Below are 23,280 nucleotides of genomic sequence, written 5' to 3'. Positions count from 1 at the left end.
TTGGCACGCACCCCCATCACACCAACCGCGCTCGGAGCCACCGGCGTCATCCCGGCCGACGTCGCCACCGCCGTCAACTTCACCGACGGCAACAGCTTCGTCTGGCGAAAGGGCCGCCAGGTGTACGTGGCCAACGCCGACGACACCACCCTCACCGTCACCATCCCCACCCCCGGCACCGTCGGCGCGCAGGGCCTCGCCATCGCCGACGGCACGTTCACCGTGGCCGCCGGCAAGGGGCGACTCCTGCCCTCGCTGGGCCCGGAGTACCGGCAGCCCGACGGCAACGTGCACCTGAACTACAGCGGGGCGGACTCCGCGGTGACAGCCGCGGTGCTCGACATGGCCTGACGCCGGGCCTCACAGACACGCGGGCGGGGCGGCCATGGAGGGGGACCGCCCTGCCCGCGTACCAGCCTCCGCCCCTCCTGACTCCCGAGAGGACGCCTCTGTGCGCCTGACCGACCCCGTATCCGAGTTCGTCGCCAACGCCATCGACAACCAGATCGCCCCTGGCGAGATCGTCGACCACGAGGTGCTGTTCCAGTTGGCACCCAGGCCGGGCGGATACAACCCCGAGCTCGTCGTGGCCCTCGTCGGCCGGAACGCGCTGGGCGAACCGGTCATGGCACCGCCCGCCTTCATCAGCTCCGCCATCACCACCCAGACCGCCGTGGACGACATCGTCGAGGACGCCCTCGACTGGATCCGCAACCAGTAACCCCGGGGGTGCGCGGTGACCACCATCACCAACGTCGTCAAGGACGCTTCCGGGGCGCCGGTCGCCGGAGTGCAGGTGACCGCGCACCTCGTCGCCGCCTCCGGTCTCCTGGCCGGGGGCGGGGAGATCGTCAAAGAGGTCGCGACGGTTTCCGGCCCGGACGGTGGATGGTCGCTCACGCTCACCCCCACGAGCTCGCTCGCCTACCCTGACGGCGCCTACTACATGGTGGCCGAGGGAGAGCGGCGGCACACCATCACTGTCCCGGCCACCGGGACGCACAACCTCGCTGACGTGCTCGTTTCGACTCCTGGCGTACGGGCCGACGTGGGTCTCACCGTGTCTGCGGGAGACGCCCGGTACGAGCTGGCGGCACGGCGCGGACAGCCCTCCGGATACGCCTCGCTGGGGTCGGATGGTCTCGTCCCCACGAGCCAGCTGCCCGCGAGCAGTGGCGGCGACGCCGTGTCGAGCGTCAACGGGAAGACCGGCGTCGTCACCCTCACCGCAGCCGACGTGGGAGCCGCAACCGCAGGTCACACGCATAGTGGCGTCTACGACCCGGCAGGCACGGCCTCGACGCTGGTGACCTCGCACACGGCCGCCGGCGATCCGCATCCGCAGTACCTCACCCCGGCCGAGGGTGCCGCCGCCTACGCCTCGCAGAGCCACGGACACGCAGGTGAGGACATCACCATGGGCACGGTCGCGGCGGCCCGGCTCCCGGTCGGCACGACCTCCGGCTCGGTGGCGGCCGGGAACGACTCGCGTATCACCGGGGCGGTGCAGCGGTCGCTCGTCACCGCGAAGGGCGACTTGCTCGCGGCCACCGGTTCCGGCGCGCTCGCCCGGCTCGGCGTCGGCTCGGATGGCCAGGTCCTCACCGCTGACGCCGCACAGACCTCCGGCCTGAAGTGGAACACACCCTCGGCTGGGGGCGGTTCGGGAGGCGGCCCGGTCTACCCGCTCAGCGCGTACGGCCTGCTCGCCTGCAGCGGCGATCCCGAAGCTTTCGGGCTCGGCAGCAACGCCAGCAACAACACGATCTTCGGCTCCAGATTGGAGATCCCAGCCGGAGTGACCATCACCCGCCTGGTGGCGGCTGTACGGACAGGCGGCACCTATTCTGCGAGTGCGGTCCCGAACAAGATCGGGCTCTATGACGACTCCGGCGCCCTGCTCGGCGCCACCGCCGACGACAATACGCTGTGGACCCAGGCCGGGTGGCGTAGCGGCGCTCTGGTCGGTGGGCCGATCGCAGCTCAGAGCACACCCCGGATGGTCTATATCTTGTTGATCTTCGGAGGTATGACTGGCTGCATCATGCCGTACCCGTCCAGCGCCAATGATGCCAATGCGCCTTGGTTCTGCCGGAACGTGGCCGGCACCGGCCCAAGACGCGCTTTCTACGCGAGCGCGGGCGGTGGAGACCTCCCCCCCTCGTTCAACCCCGCCAGCCACGGCACCGAGACCACCTACCTGTCCCTCGTGGGGGTGAGCTGATGGCGTACGCGACCGTGGATGACCTCCGCGAATACGTCACCCCCCTCCCGACCAACGCCTCCCTCCTCCTCACCCGGGCGTCACGCGACGTCGACCAGGCGCTCCTATGCGCCGTCTACGACCCGGACGACCCCAAGGTTCAGAAGGCGCTGCGAGAGGCCACCTGCGAGCAGGTCGCCGCATGGGCGGAGAGCGGCGAGACCGGCACCGGCACCACCCCGACATACAGCACCGTCTCCATCGGCTCCGTCACCCTCGGAGGCCGGTCCCCGAGCGGCGGGGCGGGCGGTGGAGGCTCGGCCGCCGCCCGCCTCGCTCCCCAAGCATGGGCGGTCCTCCAGCAAGAGGGGCTGACCGGCCACGCCCCGCAGACCGGAGGATGCTGATGGGCGCCATCCCCGACTGGCTGCTCCGCCACCAGGTGCTCGTCGAGCCCTTCACCGGGGAGGGCCCGTACGGGCCGGAGCTCGGCGAGCAGACCCTCATCCGATGCTTCATCGACCACAAGCGCCGCCTCGTCCGCAACGCGGAGGGCGCCGAGGTCGTCAGCGAGACGACCGTCATCATGCCGCTCGACACCGTCTGTCCGGCCGGGTCGCGGGTCATCATCGGCGACCGCGCGAGCACGGTCATTACGTCCGCGCGGCGTGACGGCGGAGGGCTGCCCGTCCCGGACCACCTTGAGGTCGTACTCCAGTAGGGAGGCCACCGTGCCGCAGCGCGCTGAGCTGAAGATGAACCTGGGGAAGATCAAGGCCGCCGAGCGCGCAGGTGCCATCAAAGGACTTCAGGTCGCCGCCGAACACCTCTTGCAGGTATCTCGCGAGCAGGTGCCACACGAAGAGGGCACGCTCGAACGTTCTGGAGACCCGGCCGAGCGGCCGGGCGCGGTGAGCGTGGCCGATGGTGAGCTGCGCGCGGCCGTCTCCTACGACACCGTCTATGCGGTTCGGCAGCATGAGGAGCTCACCTGGAAACACGACGAGGGCCGCAAGGCGAAATATCTCGAAGATCCCATGAACTCTGAACGGCAGGTCATGGGCGAGATCGTGGCCGCCGAGATCCGCCGGTCCTTGCGATGAACCTCTCCGAGGAGTTCGCGCAGCTGCTCGCCGAGCTCGGTCTCGGCACCTACCCGGGCAGCATCTTCCTGACCCGGATGCCGACCGGCCCGGACCGGTGCCTCGTGGTGGCCCGGTACGGCGGCCCCGAGAGCAGCCTCGCCGACGACTACGACGAACCGTCCATCCAGATCCGGGCCCGCGGACCGGCCGCTGACGCCCGGGTCGCCGAGGAGGACGCGCAGGACGTCTACGACGCCCTCAACGGCCTCGATAGGCGCTATCTGGCGGGTGGCACCTGGCTCCAGCTCATGGTGGCCACCCAGGGCGGCCCCATCTTCATCGGCCAAGACCAGAACGGTCGCGTCGAGTTCACCGTCAACCTCCGGGCCGAGGTCCGCATGTACAAGCCCAGCACGAACAGGAGCAGAACGTGACCCAGACGAAGGTCAACGCCCGCGACATCATCTTCGAGGTCGCCGAGGCGGATGGAACGACGTGGCATCGCGTCGAACACCTCAAGAGCGTCGTCAGGAACCCGAGCGAGAACGAGGCGGTCGCCGAAACGACCGACTACGACAGTGAGGGCGCCTACGAGGAGGAGGTGATGCAGCGCGGCTCCAGCCTGACCATCACGGGCGACGAGATGGAGGACGACACCACCGGTGTCGCGCCGGTTGGCCGGGCCCGCATCGAGGCCCTCGCTGGCGAGGACGCGCTCGGCTCCGACAGTCTCGGCAAGGTCCGCTTCCGCTCGCCCCGGTCCTCTCAGTGGAACGTGTGGACCTGCACCGTCCGTCTGTCGGAGAACGGCGGCGAAACCAACGTCAAGAGATCGTGGGGCGCCACGGTCCGCAAGTGCGGCAAGACGGTCAAGGTGGCGGTGAGCTGACGTGTCGATTTCCGAGCCGATCGACCACGACGACCTGGACGAGCGCATCGACGCTGCTGTCCGCGACGCCGAAGCCACCCAGTCCTGGGACGACTTCTGGGCCGAGATTCAAGCCGAGGAGGACGCGCAGCACGGCGGCCCCGCGACCGAGGTCATCCGCGGCGTCCGCGTGAACGTCCCGCACGATCTTCCCCTCCGCTTCGACCGGCGCCTGGAACAGCTCAAGGGCTCCAGCACCGATGAGAGCGTCCGGGCCATGCTGGTCGACCTGTTCGGCGACGACGTCCTGGAGCAGTGGGTCGACGCGGGCATGACGCAGACCGAGTTTCGGGTCGTGCTCATGTGGGGCATGTCCCACGGCCGCGGCAAGCCCCTCAGCTTCCGTGAGGCGTACGGCATCGTCCGGGAGCAGAGCGAGGGAAAAGCGAAGAGCTCGACCCGCACGAGCGGCAAGTCAGGCGCTTCTGGTGGGCGGTCGAAGCGGACTTCCGGCGGGAGTACCAGCTCACGCCGAACGACATCGCGGACCTGACCCACCGGCAGTTCGCCGTCCTCCTGGCCGGCCTGTCCAAGGACGCGATCTACCGGCTCGCCGTCGCGAGCCATGTCCCTGAGCTGAGCAGCGAGCAGGCAGACGCGGCCATCGATACGTGGTGAGAGGCGGGTGATCTCCCGTGGCTCTCACCATCGGTGAGTTGGTCGGCTTCATTGACCTGGAGGACAAGGGGTTCGCGTCGGGGCTCGCGGGCGCGGCCCGGGACATGTCCCGGCTCCAGTCCTCGACCACCGGCACTATGTCGTCGGTCGAGTCCACCGTCGTCAAGAGCCTCGACGAGATCGAGAAGGCCATCGCCGACGGCCTCGACCCCACCGAGGCGATCCGTGAACTCGACAAGCTGGATGCGGCGCTCGACGCCAGCTTCGACGAGATGCTCGCCGAGGCCGACGCCTTCGCCGCCGAACTCGACGCGGCGATCAACGAGGCGTTCGACCGGCTCGATGACGACGCCCGGGAGTCCGGCCGCCGCGCCGGGGACGAGCTCACCGACGGCCTCCGCGATGGGCTGCGGGACGCCGAACGGATCGCCCGGGAATCCGGCGAGGAGAGCGGCCAGGAATTCGGGGACGGAGTCGAGCAGAGCGGCGGCGGCCGGATGTCCGGCGTCGGCACCAGCCTCATGGACGGCCTGAAGACAGCCGGTATCGGACTCGCGCTCGCAGCCGGGACGGCGATCGGTGCTGCTCTCGTCGACGGTATCCAGGGCGCCCTGGAGAAGGAGGAGATCCTCGCTGAGCTGTTCGCCAAGGTCGGCGCGTCCGAGAAGGAGATGGAGCGGTTCGGCCGGGTGGCCGGCCAGGTGTACGCCGACGGATACGGCGAGGGCCTGGGCGACGTCACTGAAGCGGTGCGCAGCCTGATCCAGAACGTGGACGGGATCCGCGGCGCGAGCGAGGAGAGCCTCGGCACGCTGTCGAAGCGGGCGCTCGACACCGCGCAGATCCTCGACGAGGACGTCTCCACCGTGGTCCGTGCGGTCGCGAAGATGCTCGCGACCGACCTCGTCAGCTCGGCGGATGAGGCGTTTGACCTGCTCGTTCGCGGCGCCCAGCTTTCCGGCAACGAGGCCGACGACCTCCTCGACACCTTCAGCGAGTACTCCACGCAGTTCCGGACCCTGGGCCTGTCCGGCGAGCAGGCGATGGGCCTGATCGTGCAGGCCCTGCGCGGCGGCGCCCGAGACAGCGATACCGCCGCGGACGCGGTGAAGGAGTTCGCGATCGAGGCGGTGCAGGGCGGCGCCCGGGTCAAGCAGGGCTTCAAGGATCTCGGTCTGAACGCTGACGACATGGTCGCCCGCTTCGCCAAGGGTGGCCCCACCGCGGCGAAGGCGTTCGACCTCGTGCTCGACAAGCTCCGCGGCATCGAGGACCCGGCCAAGCGGAACGCAGTCGCGGTCGAGTTGTTCGGCACGAAGGCCGAGGACCTCGGCGCGGCGTTGTTCGCGATGGATCCGTCGAAGGCCGTGGATGCGCTGGGCCAGGTCGACGGAGCAGCGAAGAAGGCCGGGGACACACTGCATGACACCGCGTCGAACAAGATCGAGCAATGGAAGCGAGGCCTGACCACAGGAATTGTCGACTTCCTCGGCGGCACCGTTCTACCTGGTATCGAGAGTTTCGTCACCCAGCTGAACGAGAATTTCAACTTCACCGATGCCCTGGCCAAGGTCGAGGAGTGGAAAGAAAAGCTCGGCGAGATCTGGGATTCGATCGTCGCGGATGTCCAGGAGTGGGTCTCCGAGAATCAGGCCACGATTGACGAATGGACCGCGAAACTCCAGGACGGAATGGCGACAGTCGGTGAAGTTGTCGATGACGCTCTGACTATCGCCAAGGAATTGTGGGACGAGTACGGCGATGATGTCATCACCACCGTCACCTATCTGGTCGATACTTTCCTGAGTATTTGGAATGGTTTCTGGAAAATTGTCTCTGGCGCCATCAAAGTCGTTAAAGGCGTGATGACCGGAGACATGACCGAGCTGAAAGACGGTCTCCGGAAAATTTGGGATGCGCTGTGGCAGATGGTGGAAGACACCATAAAGCGCACCCTGGCCGCCGTCGGGAAAATCGCGGGCGATACTTGGGAGCAGCTCAAATCTGACGCTGCGAGCTCCTGGAAGAGAATCAGCACAGCTGTCTCTGATGGCATAGACGCCGTGGTGAAATTCGTGAAGGGTCTGCCAGCAAAAATACAGGCCGTTTTCACGAATGCCGGAAACTGGCTCCTCCAGGTGGGTCGGGACCTGATCCAAGGCATGATTAACGGGGTCCGCGCCAAGGCCGCGGAGCTGGCGGCCGCCGCGAAGGCCACCGTGGATAATGCGGTTCAGGTGGCGAAGAATGCGCTCGGCATCAGCTCACCTTCGAAGGTTTTCGAGCAGATCGGCAAATGGACCGTTCAGGGTCTTATCGTCGGCCTGACGGCGGAGGGCGGGAACGCTGTATCCACTGTCGAGAAGATGGTCGAGCAGATCAAGGCAGCCTTCAAGGGCAGGCCGGATGTCGTCGACGGCCTTCTCGATTTTGTGAAGGGCGGGAACGACAGTCTGGCGGCCTTGGCGAAGCAGCGCGAGGAGCTCGTCAAGAAGCTGGCGGAGGCAAAGGAATACGCCAAGAAAATCGCCGGTGACGCGCAGGAATGGGCGTCTATCACCGGCATCAAGCTTCCGGAGTCGGGCGGTAGTGCGAGCGATTTCACCAACGGGCTAAAGTCGCGAGCGCAGTCAATCAAGGACTTCGCCAGCGACATTCAAACGTTGGCGAAGCGCGGCCTGAACAAGACCACGCTCCGGCAGATCATTGAGGCCGGGGTGGAGCAGGGCGGCAGTCTCGCCGACATGCTGGTCGGTGCCGACGGCTCCGAAATCAAGGCCATCAACCGAGCCCAGAAGCAGATCGACAATATGTCGAAGCAGCTGGGCAAAAACAGCGCGGATGCCCTGTATGACGTGGGTAAAAAAGCAGGCGAAGGATATCTCAAGGGCCTTGAGGATTCCCTAAAGAAGCTCGACAAGGAAATGGAGAAAATCGCCAAGGCCCTCATCGCCGCTTTGAAGCGGGAGCTGAAAATTAAGTCTCCGTCGCAGGTGATGGCGGAGATCGGCCAATACACCATCGAGGGCTTGATCCAGGGAATCCAGGCCGGTGAGAACGCGACGGTCAACGCCATGACCGCCGTGATCGCCAAGGCCGTGAAGGCCAGCACGACCGCAGGGAGCATCGGCCAGGCCGCCGCCTCCACCACGGCGAAGATCGGCATCGTCGGCGCCGTCGGCTCGGGCGGCAACGGCGGCCAGGTGGCCGGCATCACCGCGGGCGGCTGGGGCTCCCCCGCCCCGGCCTCCACCACGACCTCTGGCGTGACCGTGAACATCGAGAACGCCACCGTCCGCGAAGACGCCGACATCACGAAGCTCGGCGCGCAGTTCGGTTTCGAGTACTCGCTGCGCGGCTCCGTCTGACCCCTCCCCCATCTGAAAGGCGGTATGCCATGCCCTTGCAGGGCTACACCCCGGCCGACCTGGCCAAACTCCGCTCCATCCAAACCAGCCCCGGCCGGACCGTGCCGCGCGTGCGGGAGCACCGCGTGGGGCTGCGCGTGGTGCGCCTCATCCGCCGGGGCACGGATGCCGGGGCGATCGTCACCACGCGGGAGTACTTCGCGCGGCGCGGCGACCACCGCGACGTGCACGTCCAGGCCCCGCACATCCGCGGCTTCGCCCCCATCGGGCGGCGAGCATGATGCGCGGGCGCGCACGGCGCGAGCTCGAGCTGGTGGCCGCGCTGGAGGTCGAGCAGGAGCGCCTGGAGGCGGCCAAGCAGGCAGCGGCCGAGGATCCGACGCCGGAGAACATCGCGGCGAAACGGGCCGAGATGGCGTCGATGGCAGAGACCCGGACGTGGCTGCGGGCGGCCGCCCGGCTCCGAGCCGCGGCGCAGGAAGTCGTCGAGTACGCGAACGCGACCGACCCGAAAGACGCCGCCAAGTTCCAGGCCGCGCAGGTGGACCTGGAGCGGATTCCCCGTCTTTTCGGGCCTCTCCTCGCCGCCATGGAGGAACTCGCCGGCGCCTCCTCGGCGGCCGCGGGCGGGGAGACGCCTCCGGGCTCCGTCTCCGTCACGCCGAGAACTGTTCGCGGGCGCGCGCGGTACGGAAAGGACGGTGTCTGATGGCGTGGTCAGCTTCCGGGCTCATGGTCGCTTCCCACGTGGACAAGTGGGACGACACGCAGCTCGCCACCGACATCACGTCGGAGACGGACATCAAGGCGGCTTTCTGGGGGTCGAGCGTCACCCCGAACTTCACGACCGACCTGGCCTACGGGAGTTCGCCGTGGAACTCCGGCCAGTCGTCGGGGGCGGGCTACACGGCGGGCGGCATCGTCGTGACGGGCACGACCCTGGTCGCCTCCAGCGGAAGCATGAAGTTCGACGCCGACAACTTCAGCCTCCCGAACAGCACGATCACAGCCGAGGGCTACCTGCTGTACGACCACGCCCACAGCGACCGCGCCCTGGCCGCCGTCTGGTTCGGCAGCCCCCAGTCGACGCAGGACGGCACCTTCCTCGTCACGCACGATCCGGCCGGGATCTACTCGATCGACCTCACCCCGTAGGAGGCCAGGTGTCCACTGTCAGGCAGTATCTGGCCCCGGAAGAGGCACAAGCCCTCAGTTCGTCATTTCCTGCGTTCGACAAGGTCAACGGCACTAACTACCCCGTCAGCAGGCTGCTGTACGACGCGAGCGCCACGGAGAGCGCCTTCTGGAAGCTGGAACCGCTCGCGTACGGCTCCGGGAACCTCACATGTGACCTGATCTGGTACGCCGTCAACGCCACCACGGGCGTCGTCAGGTGGGAGGTCGCCCTGGCGGCGATCACCCCGGAGTCGGACTCACAGGACGCGGAGACCAAGAGCCTGGCCGCTGCGGTCACCGTGGATGACACACACCTCGGCACCACCTCGAAGCGCCTGCACCGAGCCACGGCGACGATCAGCGGATCCAGTCTGGACAGCCTCGCGGCCGGGGACGAGGTCTGGCTCAAAGTGTCGAGGATCGGCGGCCACGCCAACGACACGATGGCCAACGACGCGGCGCTCACCTCGATACGGCTCAGCTACAGCGATACCTGATCGGGGTGACTCGTGGCGGTCCGTTTTTCAGCGTCCGGCCAGAACTACACGCGCAGCCTCAGCCTCGGATCCCAAACCCAGTGGACCGTCTCCTGCTGGGTGAAGATCACCACCGACCGCAACGCCTACTCGACTGTGTGGGGCCTGGACGACGGGTCCACCCTCGACTACTACATCCTGCAGACCGACGCCGACGGCACCACGATTCTCCTTCTGGACGACGCCGACAACACCTTCGGGTCACGGGCTCTCACGGTCGGCACCTGGTATTACGTCGGGGTCAGCGTCAACGGCGCCAACGGCACGATGGTGTCGCGGGCGGCCGGTGACACGTCGTTCACCGTGTCGACTTGGACGACGGCCGCAGCGTCCACGTCGTTGCAAAACTTCCGGCTGGGCGACGCGATCTTCACAGACGAGTGGCTCAACGGCTGCTTGGCGGCGGTGAAGGTCTGGAGCGGCGCCACGCTCACGCAGGCTGAGCTGGAGGCCGAGGCGTGGACGTACCAGCCACGCAGGACCGCAGGCCTGCAGGCCTGGTATCCGCTCACCCGGGCTGAGACCACGGATTACTCCGGTAACGGACGAACCCTCTCCGGCGGATCCGGCGCCACCACGGAGGACGGTCCTGGTATCGCCTGGCGGCAGGGACGCCGCCGCATCCACCGTCCGCTGTCGGTGCCCGCCGAGGCCACCCCAGGCCTCGTCACCGGCTCGACGAGCATTCCGACACCGGCGGTGTCGATCGGCCGGACCGTCGCTCCGAGCCTCATCACCGGCACGGTCTCGATCCCGGCACCGGACATCTTCACCGGCGACAGCCCGCCCACGAACGTCCAGCCGGGCATCATCCACGGCAGCACGGTGATCCCGGCGCCGGGCGTGTCGACCGTCAAGAACGTCACCGCCACTCCGGCGCTGCTGGTGGCGCGGGCGGTCATCCCGACCCCGGCCGTCAGCGTGCCGATCAACCCGGGCGACGACCTCACCGGGCCCGGCCAGTTGTCGTACAACGGCTTCAAGATGGGCGGCGGCACGCCGTACTCCTGGCAGTTGCTGACCGGCTGGTGGGTCGACATGCCCGCCCTGGACAACGGCGACGTCCCCCACCCGAGCGCGCACGGCGCCATGGCCGGCCAGAAGCTCAGCCAGGCGCGCATCGTCACGTACGAATCGCTGATCAAAGCGCCGAAGACGGAGATCGAGCAGGCTGCCATGGACTTCCTCGCCGGTCTCCCCGTGCCTGATGCCGACGAGCAGCTGCCCCTGGCCGTCCGCGTGCTCGACCGGATCCTCATCGGGTACGGCGCCTGCACCGCACGGGCCGCCCCGCTCGACAAGCTCACCCGGCTCGGACACCTCCGGGCGACCGCCCAGTTCACTCTCGCCCGCCCGGAGCTCTACAGCCGGGAACTGCTCAGTGCGACCGTGGCCGACGGCGGGTTCGTCGAGGTCTTCAACGCTGGCAACACCCGCACGCAACCGCTCATTCGCTGCCCGGGTCCGGCCAACGGCCCGGAGCTGGTGGTTGAGCGGATCTTGCCCGACGGCAGTACGGACCTGCGCGTGCTGGGGTTCGATCTGGAGATCGGCCCCACGGAGACGCTGATCATTGACCCGTTCAACTCGGCGGCGTCGATCGGCGGCGTGTCCAAGCTGCGGTCCAGGACCGGCGCCAGCGTGGCCATCCCGGACTTCGTCCTCGGCCCCAAGGGCTCCGAGATCTCCTACAGCACGGCCGAGGGCGGCGCCCCACCCGCCACCGTCCTCTGGCGCCACGCCCACCTGTAACCCCTTGGAGGTGCCATGGCGGCGATCGTGCGCGGTGTCACCTCTGGACACTCCCCTGTCGGCCCCGGCCAGGTGACCGCCACCCCGGATGGGGCGACCCGGGCCGGAGACCAGCTGTACGCGATCCATACGGCGATCGGCGGTACGGCGGACCAGATGACGGCGCCCACTCCCGGCACCTGGGCACCCGTCCGGACCGATGACTCTGGTGCGGGCAGCCTGCACGTGAAGATGTGGCGCTGCACGCTGTCCAGCGTGCCGTCTTCCGTCACTGCGGCGCACGGCACCGCCGACGGCACCCTGCACCTCGCCACGGTGGCCGGCGCTTCCGCGGGCGCCCCGCAGATCACGGTGGAGATCCAGGCTGGCGGTGGCCAGGTCCTCACCCTGGAGGCGGTCCCGGCCTCGCCGTCCGGGGTGGAGCTCCGCGTCGGCGCCGTGTTCGTGCAGAGCGGCGGGAGTCCGGTGTGGGGGGCTCCGGCCGGATATCCGGGCGTGGCCAGCGCGTACAGCGGGCAGTTCGCGACCAGCGGCGTGACCTTCAAGACGGTCACCTCGACAAATGCGCTCCCCGAGGCGGCGTTCGGCCTGTCCGGGCCGGAGATCCTCACCGCGTACGGGTACACGATCATCATCCCGTCGTCGTCCGGCTCCGCGGGAGGCGGGGAGACGCCGACGCCGATCCCGTTCCCCAGTTTCACGCCGACCAAGGGCGTCGCCCGCACCAGCTACACCGTCCACGATTTCTTGACGGGTGAGTTCCGCGGCGACATCTACCCAGCTGATCCGACATACGGCCGCCGCGACGGGGAGGCCGACGGGTGGTTGGGCTTCCTGCCGATCGCCAACCGGCGCGCGGCCGACCGCATCGCCGAGATCATCCCCCGCGACCCCGAAGACCTCACCTCCGGGCCCGGGCGCCTCGTGGTGCATTCCTGGCGCGACGGCGTGCTGTGCGGGATCCACTGGATCCACACCGCCGAGATCGCCAAGACGTCCCGGCTGGGACTGGGGGTTCGGCTGCAGGGGACGACCCTGGACGGCTACATGAACAGCGTCAGCCTGGAGTCGGATGTCGAGTTCGTCGGCGACCAGATCGCCAACGCCCGCGACTTCATCCTCCACATGAGCGCCGATGGACGATCATCCCCCGGCTTCACGCTGCAGGGCGGAACGTCTGGCCTCGTCCGGCCGCTGACGGCGAAGCGCGCGGACAACACGACGTACGGCCGGGTGCTCCGCGACTACGCCCGGGTGAACGGAGGGTTCGGCTACGTCATCGACCCCACCGTCACCACCCAGGGCGCGATCGAGCGCCGGTGGAGATGGGGCTCCCCAGCACCCAGCCTGCCGGACTCCGTGTGGACCTTCGTCGAGGGCCGCGACGGCGGCGAGATCACCGACTGGAAAGAGATCAGGTCCGCGTTGCAGGGCGGCACCCGGATCGGGGTGATCGGCGGCACGCCGGAGGCGACGGACGCCACCCAGGACCGGGTGGCCGTACGGAGCCAGCTGATCGAGACGCCGCACCTCGGCCAAGGGTGGCCGATCATCGATCTCCGGGTCAACCACCCCGCCGCGTCGACGGATCTCACTGAGCTGGAGCGGTACGCGCTGCGGTACGCGGCGACTGCGGCCGGCGCGCCCAGGGTCTTCAGCGCGAACGTGATCCTCGGCAAGGGGTCGGTTTTCGATCCGAACGGCATCGGGTCCTGGGTCGAGTTCGTGATGAACAACGACTGGCACGTCAGGACCGCCCAAGGCGGCGCGTTCCAGATGCCCCTGCAGAGGCTCATCGGCTGGTCGCTCACCCCCGCGTCCCGGGGCTCCGGCAAGGACAAACTCCAGATCGTCACCGCCCAGGAGGCGCCGTGAATCCAGACGAGTTCGGGATCAACCAGACCCGCATCATTCAGCAGCTGGAGCGGCGCATCGCGGACCTGGAGGCTCAAGTCCGGCAGGAGAAGGGGACACCGATCGTGCAGGCGTCGCAGGCGTTCAGGTTGCCGCCGGTCTCCACCCCGGCCGCGCCGGCCTCCGGCGCGTACCTGTACGCGACGTCGGGCGGGGAGGCGCGGTGGCGGAGCTCGACCGGCGCGGACTACTCCCTGGTGCATCAGCAGGGCGTTGCGGTGCCGAACGCGACGTTCAGCCTGTTCAACCCCCCGGCCTCCTATAGCCAGGCGCAGATTCAGACCTACACCGACACGCTGGAGTCCCTGCGGATCAGTTACCAGGGGCTGCTGGCGTCGCTGCGGGGCGGGGGGATCATCGCCACCTGAGCCGGGGTGCCGTCCGCGTCGGCTGGAATGCGCGCCTAAGGGAGCGTGGACGGCACCCCTTCATGACGGATCGGCACGGATCTGTCATGCGTTTTATCTGCGAAAACGTCTATGCGGTGACGGATGACAGGTTTTCCCTCATTCCCCGTGTAATGCGCGCGTACGTGATGCGCGCGGGCGCGCGTAAGAACACCCCCTTATATACGGCGGGGAATATGGCGGAATCCGTCATCCGTCATCCCGCCCCGCACCGAGGGTCGTTTTCCCAGCTCAAAGCCTTATCGCTGCCATGACGGATCCTTTTCAATCCGTCATTCACCCCCGGAGGAGTACGTGACGCAGCTCGACCCGCTCGGCCTCGGCCCGGTCCAGATAGGAGCACGCGAGATTTACGACCTGCTCCTCGCGACCGACAGGAAGGTCGACGGCATCCGGGCCGAGGTGTCCCAGGTCGCCCAGGCGCACGGCGAGCTCGTCGCCGACCATGCCGACCACGAGGCGCGGATCCGGGCGTTGGAGCGGGGGCGGTGGCCGCTCCCGTCGATCGCCGCCCTGGTCGCGGTCGCCTCGCTGGTGCTCGCATTGATCACGTTCGTTCGAGGAGGCTGACCATGGCGCAGGTGATCTCCCGCGCAGGCTGGGGCGCGAAACCGCCGTCCCGCCGTCTGGACCGCGTCACGCAGACGCGGGGCGTGAAAGTCCACTACACGGGCGGCCACGTGCCGCCGTCGATCGTGGACGACCACCGCCGGTGCATCGAGCTCGTCCTGAGCATTCAACGGATGCACATGGCGGGCGGCCGGGAGCAGCCGTACTCGGACATCGGCTACAACATGGTGGCGTGTCCGCACCGGCGGATCTTCATCGGCCGGGGGCCCGGCGTGATTCCGGCCGCGAACGGCCCCGGCCTCAACACCTCCCACTACGCCGTCCTCGCCCTCGTCGGATCCTCCGGCTTCACGCAGCCGACCGACGAGCTCCTGCACGCGGTGCTCGACGCGGTCGCCTACCTGCGGCAGCACGGCGGCGCCGGAACCGAGATCAAGGGGCATCGGGACGGTTACGCCACGGACTGCCCGGGTGGGCCGCTGTACGCGTGGGTGAAGGCGGGGGCGCCCCGGCCCGCCGAGACCAAGAAGCCGACCCCTACCGAGACGGAGGCTCTCGTGAAGCAGCTCCCCACTCTTGAGAAGGGGGATCACGGTTGGGACGTCAAAACCGTCCATCACCTGCTGATCGCCCGCGACTACGGCGGCCTCGACGGTGTCGACGACACGACTTTCACGGCCGCGCACGAGGCCGGTGTGAAGGGCCTCCAGGCCGCGGCCGGCCTCACGGTCGACGGCATCGTCGGCCCGCGCACGTGGCCTGTCCTGCTCCGTATCGCCTGACCTCGCTCCCCCATCCCCGGCCGTCATCGGCGGCCGCCGACCTCCCCCAGGAGGACTTCATGAACGTCGAGACCAAGCGGGCCATCCGCACCGCCTTGCAGACCGCGGTCGGCGTGGCCGTGGCCCTGCCGATGATCGTGACCGCGTCCGGGATCCCGGAGGCGCTGCCCTGGGTCGGTGGATCTCTGGCCGTGTCCGCGGGGTTCGCCCGGGTGATGGCCCTGCCCGCGGTCCAGGCCCTGCTGCCGGGGTGGCTGCGGACCGACGGCGGCACGCCGGGATATCACCCGGGCGCGCATTCTGATCGGGATCTGCGCAGTCTGTAGCTGTCCCTGCCTTGCAGGCGTACTGTGATGGCATCGCCTCGGAGGCATGAGAGCCCCCGTCCGTCCTCTTCGGAGGGCGGGCGGGGGCTCTTTTCGCGTGTCCGCCTCGCGCGACGCTGGAGTCGTGGAAGCATCCCAGGTGAAGGGCAACCCCCGGCAACCGGAGGCACCGATGCGCATCACCTTCCTCGGCAAGGACCCCGACTCGGACAAAGACGACTGCCCAAGCCTCTACGACACTGACCGGAACACCTACCTCGTTCAGGGATGGAGGACGGAGACGGTCGTAGAGCCCGGCCAGACCTGCGTGGAAGTGCCTCGTCGGCTGATGGTCCGCATGGTCAACAGCAGCCAACTGGAGGCTCCTGACGACGAGCGCCCCGTCGAGATCACCCTCACCGACCGGGACACCTACCTCATCCGCGGCAAGGCCGTCGTCGACGCCGAAGCACTCGCCGCGATGAGCATCCCCGCTCACGAGGACGTCGTCGAGGTGCCCCTGGCGCTGCGCTCCGCGGTACGGAAGGAGTACGCCGGTGTCCTTGAGTCTTGAGGAGTGGCGCGCCCGGTTCGCCGCCGTCGAGCACGGCGCGTTCCACCTGGAGCTGCGCGACTCCTACGGGGTCGCCGAGGAGTCGTCCCGGTTCGGTCGGTGGCTGGCCGGCGAACGCGAGTCGTACGCCGATGTAGCGGAGTGGTTCCGCGACTGGACCGGCAAGGTCCGCGCCATCACCAGCACGGGCCGAAGCGTGCACCGCGTGCGGGTCGTCACAGAGCCGATCTCGCCGTACATCGCGTTCGAGCACCACGACACCCCGCACAACATCGCTGCGGGCGAGGACATCCGGTGGCTTCCCCGCCACCAGCTCCCGGAAGGGATCGTCTTCCCGGTCGGCGGCAACGACTGGTGGCTCCTCGACGACTCCGCGCTGGTGGTCAACCACTTCGACGCCGACGGCCGCTCGTCCAGCCGGGAGCTCATCGAGGATCCGGTCGTCGTGGCGGCCTGCGTCCAGGTGCGTGACCTGTTGTGGGGCCAGGCGATCCCTCATGCCGACTACCCGCCGGTTACGGCCTGATCCTGTGTCCGGGCAAGTCGAGCAGACCCGCCAAGGCCTCGGTACCCGCCTCCGGGAGATCCGCAAGGACGCGCGGCTCTCGGGGCGGGAGCTCGCCGCCCTGGCCGGCTGGCACCCGTCCAAGGTGACCCGGGTCGAGCTCGGCACCCGAGGCCCGTCCGAGGATGACCTGCGGGCCTGGTGCCTGCACTGCGGCGCCGCCGACCAGCTGGCCGACCTGATCGCCACGCACCGCGGTATCGAGACGGCCTATCTCGAATGGCGGCGCCAGCTCCGGACCGGCCTACGCCGTCGCCAGGAGGCATCCGCGCCGCTGTACGAACAAGCCCAGCTGTTGCGGATCTATCAGCCCTTCATCCCGCCCGCCCTGCTCCAGACCGCTGACTATGCCGCCAGGATCCTGCGGCGGGTGCGCGTCTTCCTCAGCCTGCCCGACGACGTCGAGGAGGCGGTCGCGGCGCGCATGGACCGCCAGCGGGTGCTGTACTCCGGCGACCGGCGCTTCCTCATCGTGTTGGAGGAGCAGGCACTGAGGACCTCTGTCGGTGACCGGGATGCGATGGCCGGCCAGCTGGACCGGCTGCTGGCCGTGATGAGCATGCAGCGGATCAGCCTCGGCATCATCCCCACCGGGGCGCCGCGGTCGATCAGCCCCAGCGAGGGATTCGTCATCTTCGACGAGGCGGTGGTCAGGGTGGAGACCGTTACTGCCCAGCTGACCATCACCCAGCCTGCGGAGATCGCCCTGTACGCCCGGACGTTCGCGGAGATGCAGGCGGCGGCCGTCTACGGGGCGGCCGCTCGGGAACGGATCGTGGCGGCACTCGCGGCAATTTAAGGCAACTTCGTTGATCCACACTGACGCAAACACGCACAGTGATGGGCATGGACGAAGACCTCCAGCTCGCCCAGAATCCCGGCCCTCCCGACCCGCTCGCGGTCCGTGACCGCATCCTGAGATCGCGAGAGGCGTGGGCGTGGATGCCCTGGTCGATGGCCGGGAGCCTATGGAACCCCACGCTGGACGTCTCCGACGAGCAGACGTGATGACTCCCGAGGAAGCGTTCCGGTCGGCGATTGCGGGGCCGTGGGTCCCCACCTGGACGCCCCTCACGCGGGCGCCGGATCCTGCCTCGTCGCCGGACGCCGCAGTCTGCGCGTCCTGCGGAAAGCCGATCGTGCCGATACGGACTGCCCTCGGCGTGAACTGGACGCCCGGCGGCCGCGCCACCGGCTTGTGCAGTGCCGCCCGGAACGGCGTCCACTGGCCCTGAAGTCTTCCTGGCCCACACCCAGCCTGCGTTACCAGGCGGGCCGGGAACCGGCGGCCCCGCAGCTCTTGGAGGGGTGGGGCGGGGCCGTCTCATCGTGTGGCCTCCGTGCAGAGTCACCTGCACGGGGGCCACACCCATTTTCGGACGCACCGAATCCGCCAGGTCTTTGGTGTATAAATCGCCGACCAGTGTGCATGGTTACACCGCATGATTTGCCATCACACAGGTGGGGCGCGTCCTGGTCGTACTAACATCCGTACATAGATGGGCTCGCAGTAATGTCCTCTCATGAGGGATCGCCCACCCATCTCCCGCCCCTGGGTGCCCGCCGTGGCGGGCTACGCGTCGTTGACGATCGGCGTCCTGGACATCGTCAAGGCCGTTGTCCCTCCCTTCCGGGGGACCCGGGTGAGCGAGATCGCGGGTTTCCTGCCCGGTACGGTCACCTCCCTCGCCCAGGCGGCGTCGCTGGTCATGGGCATCCTGCTCGTGATGATCGCGCACGCGCTCAAACGCAGGAAGGTGCGGGCCTGGCGGGCCGTGGTGCTGCTGCTGCCGCTGAGCGCCTTCATCGAGCTGATCCACCTGCACAGACCCGTGAGCGCGGCGATCAGCCTGCTGTTCCTCACGGTGCTCCTGATCAACCGCCGCGAGTTCCACGCCCTGTCCGACCCCCGCACCCGGTGGCGGGCGCTGTGGAACTTCCTGCTCCTGGCCGTCCTCGACATCGCCATCGGCTGGGTCGTGGTCAACACCCATCCGCACACCATCGTCGGAGACCCCAGTCTCAGCGATCGGTTCCAGCACGTGCTGCTGGGTCTCATCGGCCTGGAGGGCCCCGTCCAGTACTCCTCGGAGCGGACCGGCGACCTGGTCTACTTCTCCCTCGCGGGGCTCGGGCTGCTCACCGCGGTGACGACCCTGTACCTGGCGCTGCGTCCCGAGAAGCCGGTCGCCGAGCTGAGTCCCGACCAGGAGAAGACGGTCCGGGCCATGCTCGAGCGGCACGGTGCCCGAGACTCGCTGGGCTACTTCGCGCTGCGCCGCGACAAGAGCGTGATCTTCTCCGCGACGGGCAAGGCGGTGATCGCCTACCGGGTGGTCGCGGGGGTCATGCTGGCCAGCGGCGACCCGATCGGCGACACCGAGGCGTGGCCGGGGGCGATCAAACGGTTCCTGGAGGAGGCCAGGCGGCACGCCTGGGTGCCCGCCGTGATCGGGTGCAGCGAGACGGGCGGCGAGGTCTGGACGAGAGAGGGCGGCCTGTCGGCCCTGGAGATCGGCGACGAGGCCGTCGTCGAGGTGGAGAACTTCACCCTCCAGGGCAGGGCGATGCGCAACGTCCGGCAGATGGTGAACCGGATCGAACGCGCGGGCTACACCTGCCGGGTACGGCGGGTGGGGACCCTTTCCGAGACGGAGAAGGAGCTTATCCGGCACGCCGCGGACTCCTGGCGTGGCACGGAGACCGAGCGGGGCTTCTCCATGGCGCTGGGCCGCTTCGGCGACCCCGCCGACGACGACTGCGTCGTCGTCACCGCGCACAAGGGCGTGGAGGGGGACACGGCCCTGCCCGGCGAGGACATCCGGGCCGTCCTGCACTTCGTCCCCTGGGGGCACGACGGCATCTCCCTGGACCTGATGCGCCGCGACCGCGACGCCGACCCCGGGCTCAACGAACTACTGATCGTCAAGGCCCTGCAGGCCGCCCCCGGCCTGGGGGTGAGCAAGGTCTCGCTCAACTTCGCCATGTTCCGCGCGGTGCTGGCCAGGGGCGAACGGCTGGGCGCGGGCCCGGTGCTGCGGGCCTGGCACGCCATCCTCGTCTTCCTGTCCCGCTGGTTCCAGATCGAGTCGCTGTACAGGTTCAACGCCAAGTTCCAGCCCCTGTGGTTCCCCCGGTTCGTGGTCTATCCGGCGGCCCGTGACCTGCCGCGGATCGGCATATCGGCGCTCCAGGCCGAGGCCTTCATCAACGTCGGCCTCCCCGGCGTCCCGTTCCGCCGCAAGGCCCGCACCCGTTCCGGCCCGGACGTCTCCGGGGAGCAGACCTCTCTGGCGCGCTGAGGACCGCGCCCGGCCCGCGGGTTCCCGCCGAGACCGCGGGACCCGGCCGTCGCCCGCGGGGCGTTCCCACGGCGCCCGGGGTCCGAACGCCCAGGTCCGGGGGCCGCAGCCGCCCCGGCGGCCCGAGTGATCTGCCGTTTCGCGGGGTATGAGACGCGCGATCGCGAACGGGGGGTCTCCATGACCGAGCACAGCGGCACACCGGGCGATCTGGGCCGCCGGGTCGCGCAGCGGCGTAAGTCCCTCGGCCTGACCCGGGAGCAGGTGGCGGGACGGGCCAGAATCGATCCCGGCTATCTCGGCTACCTGGAGGAGCACGCCGCCTCTCCCAGCGCGGGAACCGTGGAACGGCTCGCCTCCGCGCTCGAGACCAGCATCGAGGAGCTGCTCGGCGGTACCGCCGGCCTGCCCCCTGGACACGGTCCCGCGGCCGCGCACCCCCGGCTGGAGAAGCTGGACGCCGACGAGTGCCTGCGCCTGATCTCCCCCGGCGGCGTGGGCCGGATCGCCCTCGACACTCCCACGGGGCCGCTGATCCTGCCGGTCAACTACGTGATGCACGACAACGCCGTACTGCTGCGCACCGCGTTCGGCGGCCCGCTGGACGAGAACCTGCGCACGGGGGTCAAGGGGGTCGACTTCAAGGTCGCCTTCGAGGTCGACCACATCGACGATGTCAACAGGCGAGGCTGGAGCGTGCTCGTCCGGGGAGCCGCCCACCGCGTTTCCACCGAGCGCGAGCGTGCGGCCGTGACGGCCGCGGACGTCGAGCCGTGGGCGGGCGGCGACCGGGAGCTCTACATCCGGATCGTCCCCGTCGAGATCAGCGGGCGGCGCATCCAGCACGCGTGACGGATCGGGATCGGCGGGCGGCACGCCCAGGAGCCATGACACGAGATCGGCGGGCGGCACGCCCAGAAGGCATGACAGAGGCCTCCAAACTTCTCTCCGTGATTGTCATCAGTGACTCATCCCGCCCGCCTCTCCCCCGCCTCCGGGTCCTCGGTTCCACCCGTCTCCGTGCCCGGAACCCGGCGCACCGGAGGGCGGCCGGGCGCTGCGAGTCGCCGCAAAATAGACATTGAACTGATTTGTCCATAGGTTTGTCCTGATTCGGCCACTCTTAGAAATACAGCTTGTCAGTCCAAGTGATTAGTGCGAATACTTGCGATTTGTTCTTATTTTTGGGAGAGGCGCATGATGAAGCGAATTATTGTTCACAAGCCCGGCACGATTACGCTCAGCGGAACCGCCAGCCCCAAGCACATCGGCTGACGTCGAGCCCACAGCACCGGCGTCCAGCGATGGGCGCCGGCCCCCAGCGAGCACATGAGATGACATAAGGAGACCGGTGAGTCCGGGACCGTTCCCTCCGGAGAACCCACCTCTCGCCCCCCTGCTCCTGCCCCCCGTGGACGCGGACCGGCGTCTGTGCGGGCCGTACACGGCCGCGAGCGCGATCGTCTCGGCCCTGGTGCTCGACGCGCGGCCGGAGCTCGTAGCCCGCTACGACGTCGAGCTCCGCGCGGTGGCCCCCGACGCGCACGCGCTGATCCCGGTGAGGCGCGGGGCGCTGGCGGACCTGCTGCCCAAGGCGGAACGGATCCTGGTGCACGCGCCGCGCCGTACGCTGCGCCTGTCGAACGGGATAGCCGAGTTCGTCCGTGAGCACCTGTCCGAAATCGGGGCCAGGACGCTCGTCGTCGAGAACGTCCACGAGGCCGATCCCACCGACCGGGAACTGCTGGCGGTGCTGCGGCGGCGGATCGGCCCGGAGCTGCTGACCATCGTGACCGGTGAGCGCGCCGTACCCGAGGAGCCCCTCTCTCCGGACAAGCACGACGAGCTGGCCGACGAGCTGGAGCGGGAGGGGACGATCGGCGCGCGGCTCGGCGCGATCCCCTACCACCGCGAGCACGGCACCGATCCGTGCAAGGCGGTCGAGGCGCTCCGCTTCGCCGTCGAATGGTGCCTGGAGGCGGGCTGTCATGACGCGGTGGCGGAGCTGGGCCTGCGCGCGCTCGCCCTGGCCGACCCGGGCGCCGAGCCGGAGACCTGGTGGCGGCTGCTGCACAGCACCGCGACCGCGCTGGGCGCACTGCGCCGCGAGCCGGAGGCCGAGGCCCTGTTCGACCTGGCCAGGCGGGAGAGCGTCGCCCCCGCCACACACGCGGCCGCCGCCTACTCCACGGCGATGCTCAAGGTGCGCCATCACGATCCGGCCCTGCGCGACCTCGACGGCGCGCTGGGCTGGGTGAACCAGGCGATCGCCATCTCCACCCTGCTCCCCGACCCGCACGAGCGGGCGTTCAAACTGGGGTTCGACCTCAACGGCCGCGCGCTGGTCGAGGTACGGCTCGGCCGCCCCGCCAAGGCGCTGGAGCTCGTCCGGGAGGCGCTGGACCTGGCCGACCGGGACCTTCCGGCGGACGGGCACCCGATCCACCGGATGGTGCTGCTGGCCAACCGGGCACAGCTCGCCGTGATGCTGGGCCGTCCCGAGGACGCCCTCGGCGACCTGGACACCGTGATCGCGCTGGATCCCGGCTACCCCGACTACTACATCGACCGGGGGAACCTGCTGCACCGGCTGGGAAGGCTGGAGGAGGCCGTCGCCGACTACGAGACGGCGATGCGGGCCGGGCCGCCCTTCCCCGAGCCGTACTACAACCGGGCCGAGATCCGCTTCTCGGCCGGCGACCACCGGGGCGCGCTCGCCGACCTGGACCACGCGCTGGAGCTGGATCCGGAGTTCGTGGACGGGCTGGCCAACCGGGCGGGACTGCTGGCCGCGTTCGGCGAGTACGGCGGGGCCAGGACGGACGCGGAGGCCGGGCTCGTCCTCGACCCGCTCAATCCGTACCTGCTGTGCGCGCTGGGCCAGGTCGAGATGGCCGAGGGCCGTCCCGAACGGGCCAGGGCGGCCTTCGACCGGGCACTGGAGATCGCCCCGTCACTGGCGACGGCCTGGGCCAACCGGGGGATGCTGGCATTCGAGACCGGCGACGCCGAGGGCGCGATCGCCGACTTCACCCGAGCCCTGGAGCCGGGCGCGGATCCGGCGCTGCTGTTCAACCGGGCGATGGCGCTGCGCTCCGCCGGACGCGAGGAGGAGGCGATTGCCGATCTCACGCGGGCGCTGGATCTGGCCCCTGACGACGACGACATCCGCAAGGCACTGCGACGTCCTTGACA

27 protein-coding genes are annotated in these 23,280 nt (G+C 68.9%); all 27 read left to right on the top strand.

The features are described from left to right. A complete protein-coding gene (locus tag AB0N02_RS33920) occupies positions 1-351 on the top strand; it encodes a hypothetical protein (protein WP_363954859.1) in 351 nt (116 codons plus the stop codon). A 100-nt stretch (positions 352-451) separates the two neighbouring features. Then, positions 452-721 carry a hypothetical protein gene (locus AB0N02_RS33915; protein ID WP_363954856.1) on the top strand — a complete coding sequence of 90 codons (270 nt, stop codon included), beginning with the start codon at positions 452-454 and terminating at the stop codon, positions 719-721. A gap of 15 nt (positions 722-736) precedes the next feature. Then, positions 737-2,224, top strand: a complete 1,488-nt coding sequence (locus tag AB0N02_RS33910) for a hypothetical protein (RefSeq protein WP_363954853.1) — start codon at positions 737-739, stop codon at positions 2,222-2,224. Beyond that, a complete protein-coding gene (locus AB0N02_RS33905; RefSeq protein WP_363954850.1) occupies positions 2,224-2,610 on the top strand; it encodes a hypothetical protein in 387 nt (128 codons plus the stop codon). Before AB0N02_RS33910 ends, AB0N02_RS33905 begins: the two co-directional genes overlap by 1 nt. After that, positions 2,610-2,924 (top strand): hypothetical protein, encoded by a 315-nt coding sequence (locus AB0N02_RS33900; RefSeq protein ID WP_363954847.1) that lies wholly within the window; start codon positions 2,610-2,612, stop codon positions 2,922-2,924. Before AB0N02_RS33905 ends, AB0N02_RS33900 begins: the two co-directional genes overlap by 1 nt. Before the next feature lie 10 nt (positions 2,925-2,934). Beyond that, a complete protein-coding gene (locus AB0N02_RS33895) occupies positions 2,935-3,306 on the top strand; it encodes a hypothetical protein (protein WP_363954844.1) in 372 nt (123 codons plus the stop codon). After that, the gene (locus AB0N02_RS33890) at positions 3,303-3,722 is read left to right on the top strand and encodes a minor capsid protein (RefSeq protein ID WP_363954841.1); all 420 of its coding nucleotides are present in this window, start codon (positions 3,303-3,305) and stop codon (positions 3,720-3,722) included. The genes AB0N02_RS33895 and AB0N02_RS33890 overlap by 4 nt, the downstream gene beginning before the upstream one ends. Further along, positions 3,719-4,177, top strand: coding sequence for a hypothetical protein (locus AB0N02_RS33885; RefSeq protein WP_363954838.1), 459 nt, complete (start codon positions 3,719-3,721; stop codon positions 4,175-4,177). Before AB0N02_RS33890 ends, AB0N02_RS33885 begins: the two co-directional genes overlap by 4 nt. Position 4,178: 1 nt before the next feature. Next, positions 4,179-4,709, top strand: coding sequence for a hypothetical protein (locus AB0N02_RS33880; protein WP_363954835.1), 531 nt, complete (start codon positions 4,179-4,181; stop codon positions 4,707-4,709). Between the two features lie 142 nt (positions 4,710-4,851). After that, positions 4,852-8,202, top strand: a complete 3,351-nt coding sequence (locus AB0N02_RS33875; RefSeq protein ID WP_363954832.1) for a phage tail tape measure protein — start codon at positions 4,852-4,854, stop codon at positions 8,200-8,202. 29 nt (positions 8,203-8,231) lie between these two features. Further along, positions 8,232-8,483 carry a hypothetical protein gene (locus tag AB0N02_RS33870; RefSeq protein WP_363954829.1) on the top strand — a complete coding sequence of 84 codons (252 nt, stop codon included), beginning with the start codon at positions 8,232-8,234 and terminating at the stop codon, positions 8,481-8,483. Continuing rightward, positions 8,480-8,911: a hypothetical protein gene (locus AB0N02_RS33865; RefSeq protein ID WP_363954826.1), complete on the top strand. Its 432-nt coding sequence runs from the start codon at positions 8,480-8,482 to the stop codon at positions 8,909-8,911. Before AB0N02_RS33870 ends, AB0N02_RS33865 begins: the two co-directional genes overlap by 4 nt. Then, a complete protein-coding gene (locus AB0N02_RS33860) occupies positions 8,911-9,357 on the top strand; it encodes a hypothetical protein (protein WP_363954823.1) in 447 nt (148 codons plus the stop codon). Before AB0N02_RS33865 ends, AB0N02_RS33860 begins: the two co-directional genes overlap by 1 nt. A gap of 8 nt (positions 9,358-9,365) precedes the next feature. Beyond that, the gene (locus AB0N02_RS33855; protein ID WP_363954820.1) at positions 9,366-9,875 is read left to right on the top strand and encodes a hypothetical protein; all 510 of its coding nucleotides are present in this window, start codon (positions 9,366-9,368) and stop codon (positions 9,873-9,875) included. 12 nt (positions 9,876-9,887) lie between these two features. Beyond that, a complete protein-coding gene (locus AB0N02_RS33850; RefSeq protein ID WP_363954817.1) occupies positions 9,888-11,666 on the top strand; it encodes a LamG-like jellyroll fold domain-containing protein in 1,779 nt (592 codons plus the stop codon). Positions 11,667-11,681: 15 nt separating this feature from the next. Continuing rightward, positions 11,682-13,541: a hypothetical protein gene (locus AB0N02_RS33845; RefSeq protein ID WP_363954814.1), complete on the top strand. Its 1,860-nt coding sequence runs from the start codon at positions 11,682-11,684 to the stop codon at positions 13,539-13,541. After that, positions 13,538-13,948 carry a hypothetical protein gene (locus AB0N02_RS33840; protein ID WP_363954811.1) on the top strand — a complete coding sequence of 137 codons (411 nt, stop codon included), beginning with the start codon at positions 13,538-13,540 and terminating at the stop codon, positions 13,946-13,948. Before AB0N02_RS33845 ends, AB0N02_RS33840 begins: the two co-directional genes overlap by 4 nt. A gap of 333 nt (positions 13,949-14,281) precedes the next feature. Beyond that, positions 14,282-14,557 carry a hypothetical protein gene (locus tag AB0N02_RS33835; protein WP_363954808.1) on the top strand — a complete coding sequence of 92 codons (276 nt, stop codon included), beginning with the start codon at positions 14,282-14,284 and terminating at the stop codon, positions 14,555-14,557. Positions 14,558-14,559: 2 nt separating this feature from the next. Further along, the gene (locus AB0N02_RS33830; protein ID WP_363954805.1) at positions 14,560-15,339 is read left to right on the top strand and encodes an N-acetylmuramoyl-L-alanine amidase; all 780 of its coding nucleotides are present in this window, start codon (positions 14,560-14,562) and stop codon (positions 15,337-15,339) included. Positions 15,340-15,398: 59 nt separating this feature from the next. Continuing rightward, positions 15,399-15,665, top strand: a complete 267-nt coding sequence (locus tag AB0N02_RS33825) for a hypothetical protein (RefSeq protein WP_363954802.1) — start codon at positions 15,399-15,401, stop codon at positions 15,663-15,665. A 124-nt stretch (positions 15,666-15,789) separates the two neighbouring features. Further along, complete coding sequence (locus AB0N02_RS33820; protein ID WP_363954799.1) at positions 15,790-16,218, top strand: hypothetical protein; 429 nt, start codon at positions 15,790-15,792, stop codon at positions 16,216-16,218. After that, positions 16,202-16,744, top strand: a complete 543-nt coding sequence (locus AB0N02_RS33815; protein WP_363954796.1) for a DUF6879 family protein — start codon at positions 16,202-16,204, stop codon at positions 16,742-16,744. The genes AB0N02_RS33820 and AB0N02_RS33815 overlap by 17 nt, the downstream gene beginning before the upstream one ends. Before the next feature lie 4 nt (positions 16,745-16,748). Further along, a complete protein-coding gene (locus tag AB0N02_RS33810) occupies positions 16,749-17,582 on the top strand; it encodes a helix-turn-helix transcriptional regulator (protein ID WP_363954793.1) in 834 nt (277 codons plus the stop codon). Between the two features lie 47 nt (positions 17,583-17,629). Beyond that, a complete protein-coding gene (locus AB0N02_RS33805) occupies positions 17,630-17,791 on the top strand; it encodes a hypothetical protein (protein WP_363954790.1) in 162 nt (53 codons plus the stop codon). A 515-nt stretch (positions 17,792-18,306) separates the two neighbouring features. Then, complete coding sequence (locus AB0N02_RS33800; RefSeq protein WP_363954788.1) at positions 18,307-20,085, top strand: phosphatidylglycerol lysyltransferase domain-containing protein; 1,779 nt, start codon at positions 18,307-18,309, stop codon at positions 20,083-20,085. Between the two features lie 180 nt (positions 20,086-20,265). Beyond that, positions 20,266-20,937 (top strand): pyridoxamine 5'-phosphate oxidase family protein, encoded by a 672-nt coding sequence (locus tag AB0N02_RS33795; RefSeq protein ID WP_363954786.1) that lies wholly within the window; start codon positions 20,266-20,268, stop codon positions 20,935-20,937. Positions 20,938-21,436: 499 nt separating this feature from the next. Further along, positions 21,437-23,278, top strand: a complete 1,842-nt coding sequence (locus tag AB0N02_RS33790) for a tetratricopeptide repeat protein (protein ID WP_363954783.1) — start codon at positions 21,437-21,439, stop codon at positions 23,276-23,278. Positions 23,279-23,280 lie beyond the last annotated feature (2 nt).

It is taken from the genome of Streptosporangium sp. NPDC051022 (assembly GCF_040683035.1).
In the GTDB taxonomy this organism is placed as follows: domain Bacteria; phylum Actinomycetota; class Actinomycetes; order Streptosporangiales; family Streptosporangiaceae; genus Streptosporangium.
This window is presented reverse-complemented; position numbering and strand designations above follow the sequence as displayed.

Coding starts and splice junctions, on each gene's coding strand:
- AB0N02_RS33905 (WP_363954850.1), top strand. CDS start 2,224: ATGGCGTACGCGACCGTGGATGACCTCCGCGAATACGTCACCCCCCTC.
- AB0N02_RS33900 (WP_363954847.1), top strand. CDS start 2,610: ATGGGCGCCATCCCCGACTGGCTGCTCCGCCACCAGGTGCTCGTCGAG.
- AB0N02_RS33890 (WP_363954841.1), top strand. CDS start 3,303: ATGAACCTCTCCGAGGAGTTCGCGCAGCTGCTCGCCGAGCTCGGTCTC.
- AB0N02_RS33870 (WP_363954829.1), top strand. CDS start 8,232: ATGCCCTTGCAGGGCTACACCCCGGCCGACCTGGCCAAACTCCGCTCC.
- AB0N02_RS33865 (WP_363954826.1), top strand. CDS start 8,480: ATGATGCGCGGGCGCGCACGGCGCGAGCTCGAGCTGGTGGCCGCGCTG.
- AB0N02_RS33860 (WP_363954823.1), top strand. CDS start 8,911: ATGGCGTGGTCAGCTTCCGGGCTCATGGTCGCTTCCCACGTGGACAAG.
- AB0N02_RS33845 (WP_363954814.1), top strand. CDS start 11,682: ATGGCGGCGATCGTGCGCGGTGTCACCTCTGGACACTCCCCTGTCGGC.
- AB0N02_RS33830 (WP_363954805.1), top strand. CDS start 14,560: ATGGCGCAGGTGATCTCCCGCGCAGGCTGGGGCGCGAAACCGCCGTCC.
- AB0N02_RS33825 (WP_363954802.1), top strand. CDS start 15,399: ATGAACGTCGAGACCAAGCGGGCCATCCGCACCGCCTTGCAGACCGCG.
- AB0N02_RS33805 (WP_363954790.1), top strand. CDS start 17,630: ATGGACGAAGACCTCCAGCTCGCCCAGAATCCCGGCCCTCCCGACCCG.
- AB0N02_RS33800 (WP_363954788.1), top strand. CDS start 18,307: ATGAGGGATCGCCCACCCATCTCCCGCCCCTGGGTGCCCGCCGTGGCG.
- AB0N02_RS33795 (WP_363954786.1), top strand. CDS start 20,266: ATGACCGAGCACAGCGGCACACCGGGCGATCTGGGCCGCCGGGTCGCG.